This is a genomic window from Streptosporangium sp. NPDC006013, assembly GCF_040614275.1.
In the GTDB taxonomy this organism is placed as follows: Bacteria; Actinomycetota; Actinomycetes; order Streptosporangiales; family Streptosporangiaceae; genus Streptosporangium.
In genome coordinates, this window is the sequence record NZ_JBEXUE010000490.1 from 1 (window position 1) to 7,380 (window position 7,380).

The 7,380-nt window shown below is 71.0% G+C and carries 8 protein-coding genes and 1 pseudogene; 7 read left to right on the plus strand and 2 right to left on the minus strand.

Translation table 11 applies throughout. The annotated features are described in order from the left end of the window. The 7 genes from ABZ260_RS42630 to ABZ260_RS42660 all read left to right on the plus strand — a co-directional run. On the plus strand, positions 1–580 hold a 580-nt coding region (locus ABZ260_RS42630), incomplete at its 5' end, for a biotin/lipoyl-containing protein (RefSeq protein ID WP_355629239.1). Positions 581–638: 58 nt separating this feature from the next. Then, the gene (locus tag ABZ260_RS42635) at positions 639–1,451 is read left to right on the plus strand and encodes an enoyl-CoA hydratase-related protein (RefSeq protein WP_355629241.1); all 813 of its coding nucleotides are present in this window, start codon (positions 639–641) and stop codon (positions 1,449–1,451) included. Between the two features lie 34 nt (positions 1,452–1,485). Beyond that, complete coding sequence (locus ABZ260_RS42640; protein ID WP_355629244.1) at positions 1,486–3,222, plus strand: acyclic terpene utilization AtuA family protein; 1,737 nt, start codon at positions 1,486–1,488, stop codon at positions 3,220–3,222. Between the two features lie 103 nt (positions 3,223–3,325). Beyond that, positions 3,326–4,351, plus strand: coding sequence for a phosphotransferase family protein (locus tag ABZ260_RS42645; protein WP_355629247.1), 1,026 nt, complete (start codon positions 3,326–3,328; stop codon positions 4,349–4,351). A gap of 118 nt (positions 4,352–4,469) precedes the next feature. Continuing rightward, positions 4,470–4,694 (plus strand): hypothetical protein, encoded by a 225-nt coding sequence (locus ABZ260_RS42650; protein ID WP_030908087.1) that lies wholly within the window; start codon positions 4,470–4,472, stop codon positions 4,692–4,694. Between the two features lie 112 nt (positions 4,695–4,806). After that, on the plus strand, positions 4,807–5,658 hold the full coding sequence (locus ABZ260_RS42655; protein WP_355629250.1) for a helix-turn-helix transcriptional regulator: 852 nt from the start codon (positions 4,807–4,809) through the stop codon (positions 5,656–5,658). A 67-nt stretch (positions 5,659–5,725) separates the two neighbouring features. After that, positions 5,726–5,995 carry a hypothetical protein gene (locus tag ABZ260_RS42660; protein WP_350928715.1) on the plus strand — a complete coding sequence of 90 codons (270 nt, stop codon included), beginning with the start codon at positions 5,726–5,728 and terminating at the stop codon, positions 5,993–5,995. A gap of 37 nt (positions 5,996–6,032) precedes the next feature. Here ABZ260_RS42660 and ABZ260_RS42665 read toward each other — a convergent pair whose 3' ends face one another. Together ABZ260_RS42665 and ABZ260_RS42670 are read right to left on the minus strand one after the other, a co-directional pair. Beyond that, on the minus strand, positions 6,033–6,686 hold the full coding sequence (locus tag ABZ260_RS42665; protein ID WP_355554767.1) for a TetR/AcrR family transcriptional regulator: 654 nt from the start codon (positions 6,684–6,686) through the stop codon (positions 6,033–6,035). A 143-nt stretch (positions 6,687–6,829) separates the two neighbouring features. Continuing rightward, positions 6,830–7,380 (minus strand): annotated as a pseudogene (locus ABZ260_RS42670) (glycosyl transferase family 39); the annotation flags it as partial.

The window sequence follows — 7,380 nt, forward strand, 5'->3', positions numbered from 1 at the left end:
TGTTGGACTCCCCCAGCACTGGGATCGCGTCGACACCGGCGCCGATCATGGCCGCCGCCGCGTCGACCAGGCGCGCGTCGAGGGTGGTGTGCGGGACGTGGTGTCGCAGCCGCAGCGCACCGCGTTCGCGGAGGCGGAGATCTCCTACCGGATCACCAGGGCCGGCCTGCGTGCCGAGGGGTTCCCCGATACCGTTCTGATCGGCGCGACGCCCTCGCTCGTCGTACTGGAGACCTCCGGCGTGCGGCACAGGTTCGCCGTGGCCCGCTACGACGGCGTGACGCACGTGGACTCCCCGCTCGGTTCCGTACGGCTCACCCCGCTGGAGCGCCTGCCTGTGCCGGTGGAGCAGGTGCTACCCGGCTCCCTGCTGGCACCCATGCCCGGTACCGTGCTGCGGATCGACGTCAAACCCGGCGAGAGGGTCGGTGGGGGGCAGGTGGTCGTGGTGCTCGAAGCCATGAAGATGGAGCACCGGATCACCGCACCCGCACCGGGCACGGTGGCGGCGGTGAACGTGGCGCCGGGCCGTCAGGTCGAGGCCGGGTTCGTACTGGTCGTGATCGAGGAGCAGACTTGATCCCCTCCCCGGGCTCTCCGGAGCCGGGATACGGGGTCTTGCGGCTGGAAGGATTCAGATGAGAACCGATGGGGGTTGGCCGGTGGAGCGCCTGGTGCACGGGGAGGTGTCCGGAGGGGTGGCGACGATCACCCTCGACTCCCCCCGCAACCGCAACGCCCTGTCGGTGCGGTTGCTGGGCGATCTGGAGGACCGGCTCAACTGGGCGCTGGCCGAGGAGAGCATCCGGGTGATCGTGCTCACCGGGACCGGGCCGGTGTTCTGCGCGGGCGCCGATCTGAAGGAGCAGCGAGTGACCCCCCGCGGCGCGCACGAGGCGCCGGTGACCGCGTCGTTTCCGGAGATCATGAGCCTGATCTGGGAGAGCCCGAAGCCGGTCGTGTGCAGGCTGAACGGCACCGCGAGGGCCGGGGGGCTCGGTCTGGTGGCGGCCTGCGACTTCGCGATCGCCCCCGACTCGGCGTCGTTCGCCTTCAGCGAGGTGCGGCTCGGCGTGGTGCCCGCGATGATCTCGGTGACCGTGCTGCGGCGGCTCGACCCGCGCGCCGCCGCCGAGTACCTGCTCACCGGGGAGACGTTCGACGCCGCCCGCGCCAGGGAGATCGGGCTGCTCACCCGCGCCGTGCCCGAGGAGGAGCTGGACGCGACGGTCGCCCACTACACCGGCATGCTGCTGCGCGGCGGCCCCGAGTCGCTCGCTCTCACCAAGCAGCTCGTGCGAACCGTGCCCGAGCTGAGTGTCGAGGAGGGCATGCGCCAGATGGCCGAGCTGTCCGCCCGGCGCTTCACCTCCGCCGAGGGACAGGAGGGGATCGCCGCCTTCATGGAGAAGCGGCCCGCGTCCTGGATCCCCGCCTCCGAGACGGGCTGACACCGCCTGCCGACACCCCGCCCGAGGAGATCCGATGTTGCGTATCGCCAACTGCTCCGGCTTCTACGGCGACCGGCTGTCGGCCGCCAGGGAGATGGTGGAGGGCGGCCCGATCGACGTGCTCACCGGCGACTGGCTCGCCGAGCTGACCATGCTGATCCTGGCCGGGAACCGGCTCAAGGGCCGCCCCGGCTACGCGCCGACCTTCCTCAGGCAGCTGGAGGAGGTCCTCGGGACCTGCCTGGAACGCGGCATCAAGATCGTCTCCAACGCGGGCGGCCTGGATCCCGCCGGGTGCGCCGGGGCGGTGACCGAGCTGGCGGCGCGCCTCGGGTTGCCGGTGCGGGTCGCCCACGTCACCGGTGACGACCTCACCGGCCACGACCTGGGCGGAGCACCGAACGCCGACACCGGCGAGCCGCTGCCCGCGCCCGCCCTGACCGCCAACGCCTACCTGGGGGGCCGCCCGATCGCCGCCGCCCTGTCCGCCGGGGCGGACGTGGTGGTGACCGGCCGCGTCACGGACGCCGCCCTGGTCACAGGGCCGGGAATCTGGTGGTACGGGTGGGGGCCCGGCGATCTCGACGCGCTGGCCGGCTCCGTGGTCGCCGGGCACGTCATCGAGTGCGGCTGCCAGGCGACCGGCGGTAACTACGCGTTCTTCGGCGAGGTGCCCGACCTGGCGCGCTGCGGGTTCCCGCTGGTGGAGCTGGAGGCGGACGGCTCCAGCGTGGTCACCAAGCATCCCGGGACCGGGGGGCTGGTCTCGGTCGGCACGGTCACCGCGCAGCTGCTGTACGAGATCGCCTCACCCCGCTATCCCGGCCCCGACGTGGTCGCGCGCTTCGACACGATCCGGCTGGAGCAGCAGGGCCCCGACCGGGTCCGCATCTCGGGGGTGCGCGGCGAGGCTCCGCCCGCCACGCTCAAGGTCGCCGTCAACTACCTGGCGGGCTACCGCAACACCATGACGCTCGTCCTGACCGGTCTGGACATCGAGGCCAAGGCCGGGCTCGCCCAGGAGGCCATCTGGGCCCGGGTGCCGAGGGAGTCGTTCGACGAGGTCCACGTCGAGCTCACCCCGCTGGCGGGAACCGCCCTGCTGCGCGTCACCGTGATGGACGCCGACCGGCGCAGGGCCGGACGCGCCTTCTCCTCGGCCGTGGTCGAGACCGGCCTGGCGAGCTACCCCGGTTTTTACGGGCTGACCCCTCCCGGTGACGCCTCGCCGTACGGGGTCTACTGGCCCACACTCGTCCCGGCGGAGGCGGTGCGGGCCCGCGTCTGGCTCGACGGCCGCGAGCTCCCCACGGTGCCGGACGCGTCGGGGGACGGCGACCGGGAGCGGTCCGGGCAGGCTCCCCCTCCCCCGGTCACGCGCCCCGGAGCGCCGGAGGAGAGCGCGCCGGGCGGCCCACGGGGCGCGGACGGCGACGGCGGGACGGTGCGGGTCGCGCTGGGCTCGATCGTGGGTGCCCGGTCCGGGGACAAGGGTGGCAACGCCAACCTGGGGGTCTGGGTCCGCACCGCCGAGCAGTTCGGGTGGCTGGAGGACTACCTGACGGTCGAGCGCCTGGCCGGGCTCCTGCCCTGCACCGCGGAGCTGAACGTCGAGCGCTTCGAGCTGCCCAACCTGCTCGCCCTCAACTTCGTCGTCCACGGCCTTCTCGGCCGGGGCGTGGCCGCCAGTCCTCGCCTCGACGCCCAGGCCAAGGCCCTCGGTGAGGAACTCCGCGCCGTACTCGCCGACATCCCGCGGCGCCTGCTGTGATCCCCCGATCGGAACGGCCGCCGCGGTATGGACGGTATTGACCGTCGCGGGCGGGGATCATAGATTCACCCCGACTAGAATATAATTCGGTCAAGGAGGATGCATGACGGCCGCGCACATCGACGTCAACGTGATCGACTTCGGCGTGCTCGGTGCGTGGATGGACGCGCAGGGGCTGCCCCCCGGGCCGTTCGAGCGGGTCGCGCCCGTGGCGGGCGGAACGCAGAACGTCATGGTCCGCTTCGAGCGGGGTGGGGCTCAGTACGTGCTGCGCAGGCCGCCGCTGCATCCGCGCGCCAGGAGCAACGAGGTACTCCGCCGGGAGGCGAGGGTGCTGACGGTGCTGCGCGACACGCCGGTGGCGGCACCGCGCCTCGTCGCGGCCTGCACCGACGAGAGCGTCATGGGCGCGGTCTTCTATCTGATGGAACCGGTCCAGGGTTTCAACCCCACGGTCGGGCTGCCCGAGCCGCACGCGAGCGATCCCGCGATCCGGTACCGGATGGGCCTGGAGGCGGCCTCGGCGCTGGCCGACCTCGGGCGGGTGGACCACGGCGCGCTCGACGGGTTCGGCCGCCCCGACGGGTTCCTGGAACGGCAGGTACCGCGCTGGATGGGCGAACTGGACGGCTACGGGGCACTGGACGGATATCCGGGGCCCGACATCCCCGGACTGGCGGAGACGGCCGGCTGGCTGGAGCGCAACCGGCCGAAGGAGTTCACCCCGGGGATCATGCACGGCGACTACCACCTGGCCAACCTCATGTTCGCCTGTGACGGGCCCAGGGTGGCCGCGATCGTCGACTGGGAGATGTGCACGGTGGGCGACCCGCTGCTGGACCTGGGGTGGCTGCTGGCGACCTGGCCGACCGCCGACGGCGTGGGCGTGATCTCCGGCGGCGTCACCGGGCTGGCCCCGGCCGCCGAGCTCGTCGAGTGCTACGCGGCCCTGTCCGACCGCGATCTGTCCGCCGTCGACTGGTACGCGGTGCTGGCCTGCTTCAAGCTCGGCATCGTGCTGGAGGGCACGCACGCTCGCGCGTGCGCGGGCAAGGCGCCCAGGGAACTCGGGGATCTGCTGCACGCGACCACGCTGAACCTGTTCGCCCGCGCCCGCACGTTCATGTGACATAAGGCGAAATAGGTGGAATGTGCGTTATCTGGTGCTTGAAACCTTCATGCAACCCTCCAAACTCTAGGATTGCTCGCAATTGCTCCATGAGTGTGGTTCGGGGAAGGATTCAGTCATGCGCCTCCGGTTCCTTGGTTCAACCTCCGAAGCGGGCGCCTGCCCCTCCCTCTACGAGACCGATCGCGGGACCGTCGTGGTGCAGGGCCTTCGGGTGACCGACGCGGAGGCGCTGGCCGACCTGCGCCACGTCCTGGAGGGTGAAACCGCCGTCGAGGTGCCCCGCGAGTTGCTCGTGGACATCGCACGCCGGGTACTTTCTGTAAATATTGGTCACGATTAGGAGTGCTCTCTGGCTTGATCCACATGCTCGGGTCTAGCGTCGTGCGCACCACGCGGGGGATGACGTGAACCCGCGGGAGGAGCAGGCGGGCGAGAGCGGCCAGGGAGATCGTGTGAGCGGGTTCCAACAGGCCAGAACCGAACTCGGCGCGCGGTTGCGGCACCTGCGGGAGACCGCTCACCTGTCGGGCAAGGAACTGGCCGAACGGCTGAGGTGGCAGGCCTCCAAGGTCTCCCGGATCGAGAACGCCCGCCAGGCCGTCACCGAGGACGACATCGTCCAGTGGGCGCAGGCCACAGACGCCTCCCCCGAGGTGGTCGAGGAGCTGGTGGAGCGGGCACTGGGCCTCCTGGATCGCCAGGACTCCTGGCGGCAGCGGCATCGCAGCGGGCTGGCCGCCCTCCAGGAGGACGTCCGCGACATGGAGGCGCGGACCACGCTGCTGCGGGTGTTCGAGCCCGGCGTGGTCATCGGCCTGCTGCAGACCACCGAGTACGCCCGGAGCATCTTCACTCGGATCAAGCGCCTCTACCGGTCCCCCGACGAGATCGACGCGGCCATCCGGATCCGCATGCGGCGCCAGGACATCCTCTACGACCAGAGCAGGCGGTTCAGGTTCGTCCTGCCGGAGGCGGTGCTGCGCTACCGGCTGGCCCCGCTGGACGTGATGCGCGGGCAGCTCGACCGGTTACTGGCGGTGACCGCGCTGCCGAACGTGGAGTTCGGTGTGATCCCCTTCGAGGCGCCCCTGCCCTCGGCACCGCTCAACGGTTTCTGGATGTACGACGACGACCATGTCGCGGTGCCGACCAGGACGAGGGACCTGCTTCTCCGCGACCCCGACGACGTCGCCTTCTACGCGCGGACCTTCGAGGAACTCTGCGAGGTCGCGGCCTTCGGGGAGGACGCCAGATCGGTGATCGTCCGAGTACTCAACGATTTCTCCGGGCAGCCGAGGGAGTAAACACCGCAATTGCTTGATTAGCATCCCAAGATCGTGCAATTCTCTGTCGAGACGGAGGTGACGCACGATGCTGGACACGCTGTCTTGTCTGGAGAGGTTCGTTGCTGCGATACGACTGCACGCCGACCTTTCCGTACAGCGGATCTCGTTCGGTGATCCCGCGTACGTGTACGTCCGCAACCGTTTCAGCAGCACCCTGGCCGAGACCGTGACCTGCTCCCAGGACGGCCGTTTCATCACCTCGTGGGGTTACCGGCTCGGCACCAGCGAGAACATCGACGGTGCCGCGGCGCGGCTGGCCTTCCTCCTCGCGGCCCTGCCCACCCCCCAGGCCTGACCCGGCGGCCACGGGGTCTCCCCCGCCCGACCCGCCGCTACGAAGCCTCGGCCGGCTCGTCGGGAAAGTCCGAGAGGTGCAGGCCGACCTCCCTGGCGGCGGCGACCCTGGCGTGATGGAGCATCCGGCTCCGCGACATGTTGCCGGTGTGCAGGGTGTACCGGACCACGAGGCCGTCGAGCATGCCGTCGATCCGCTCGGCCGAGCCCAGCGGGTCGTCGCAGGTGAACTCACCCGAGGCCACGCCGGCGGAGATCACCTGGCTGAGGATCTCGATCCAGGCGCCCTCAAGCTCCAGCAGGATGGTGCGGACGTGCTCCTCGCGCACTCCCACGGCCCAGGCGTCGACCCAGAGGATCCAGCTCTGGTCGGAGCGGGAGGCCGGGATGTAGAAGCGCAGGACACGGTCGAGGAGTTGGACGGCGGTGCCGGGGCCCGCGACGATCTCCTTCAGCCGCTGGATCTCCGAGTCGCTGGTGCTGCGGAGCATCTCGGTGATGAGATCGTCCTTGGTGGCGAAGTGGTAGTGGATCAGGCCACCGCTCACGTTCGTCGCCTTGGCGATGTCGGCGACACGGGTACTGGCCAGCCCGCGCTCGAGCACGACCCGCCTGGCGGCTTCAAGGAGCTCCGCTCGGCGCTGGTCGGCCTGGTCGGCGCGGCTGCTGCGCGCCCCTACTCCGCTGTGCACGGCGCAAGACTACAGCAGCGCGGGCACACCGCCTCCATACTACTGATTGGTCGATCAGTCAATGACTTCGCCCCCGTCGTACGGGCGAGGAGAGCGGGAGCGGCACGGCTCCGGCCGCCCGGCGGACAGGCCGGCCCGCCGGCTCAGCCGCAGCGGTACAGGGACTGGTCGGTGGAGCCGCCGTACTCCGACGCCTTGACCGCCGTGCAGTTGGCCCGCACCCACTCGGTCACCTGGGACCCGCCCCCGTCGGGGCCGCCCCGGCCGCCTCCGGTCATCACGTACCTGAGCCGCCCCGAGGAGACGAGCCCGTTGAGCCGGTCCACGGTCATGGCGGGGTCGCTCCCGGTGAAGCCGCCCATCGCGATGACGGGCAGCCCTGTCGACAGGATGGCCGAGGAGGCGCCCTGCGCGCTGCTCACCGCCACCAGCCAGGTCGCGCCGTCCCGGTTCCTCCTCAGGTATTCGATCATCTGCCGGTCCATGGCACCGCCGGGGCCGCCACCACGCATGCCGTCTCCGGCCGGGAGGCCGTAGCGCGTCCGCGGAACGGCGTCACCGGTCACCCCCTGCTGCGAGTTCTGTCCCGGTACGCCACCGGGAGGTCCGCCGTCCCCCTCGGCGCCCCCTCCTCTCGCGCCTCCGGGGAAGCCGCCCCGCATGCCGCCGAAGCCGCCGCTCCCCGCGGGACCCG

Coding starts and splice junctions, on each gene's coding strand:
- ABZ260_RS42635 (WP_355629241.1), top strand. CDS start 639: ATGAGAACCGATGGGGGTTGGCCGGTGGAGCGCCTGGTGCACGGGGAG.
- ABZ260_RS42640 (WP_355629244.1), top strand. CDS start 1,486: ATGTTGCGTATCGCCAACTGCTCCGGCTTCTACGGCGACCGGCTGTCG.
- ABZ260_RS42645 (WP_355629247.1), top strand. CDS start 3,326: ATGACGGCCGCGCACATCGACGTCAACGTGATCGACTTCGGCGTGCTC.
- ABZ260_RS42650 (WP_030908087.1), top strand. CDS start 4,470: ATGCGCCTCCGGTTCCTTGGTTCAACCTCCGAAGCGGGCGCCTGCCCC.
- ABZ260_RS42660 (WP_350928715.1), top strand. CDS start 5,726: ATGCTGGACACGCTGTCTTGTCTGGAGAGGTTCGTTGCTGCGATACGA.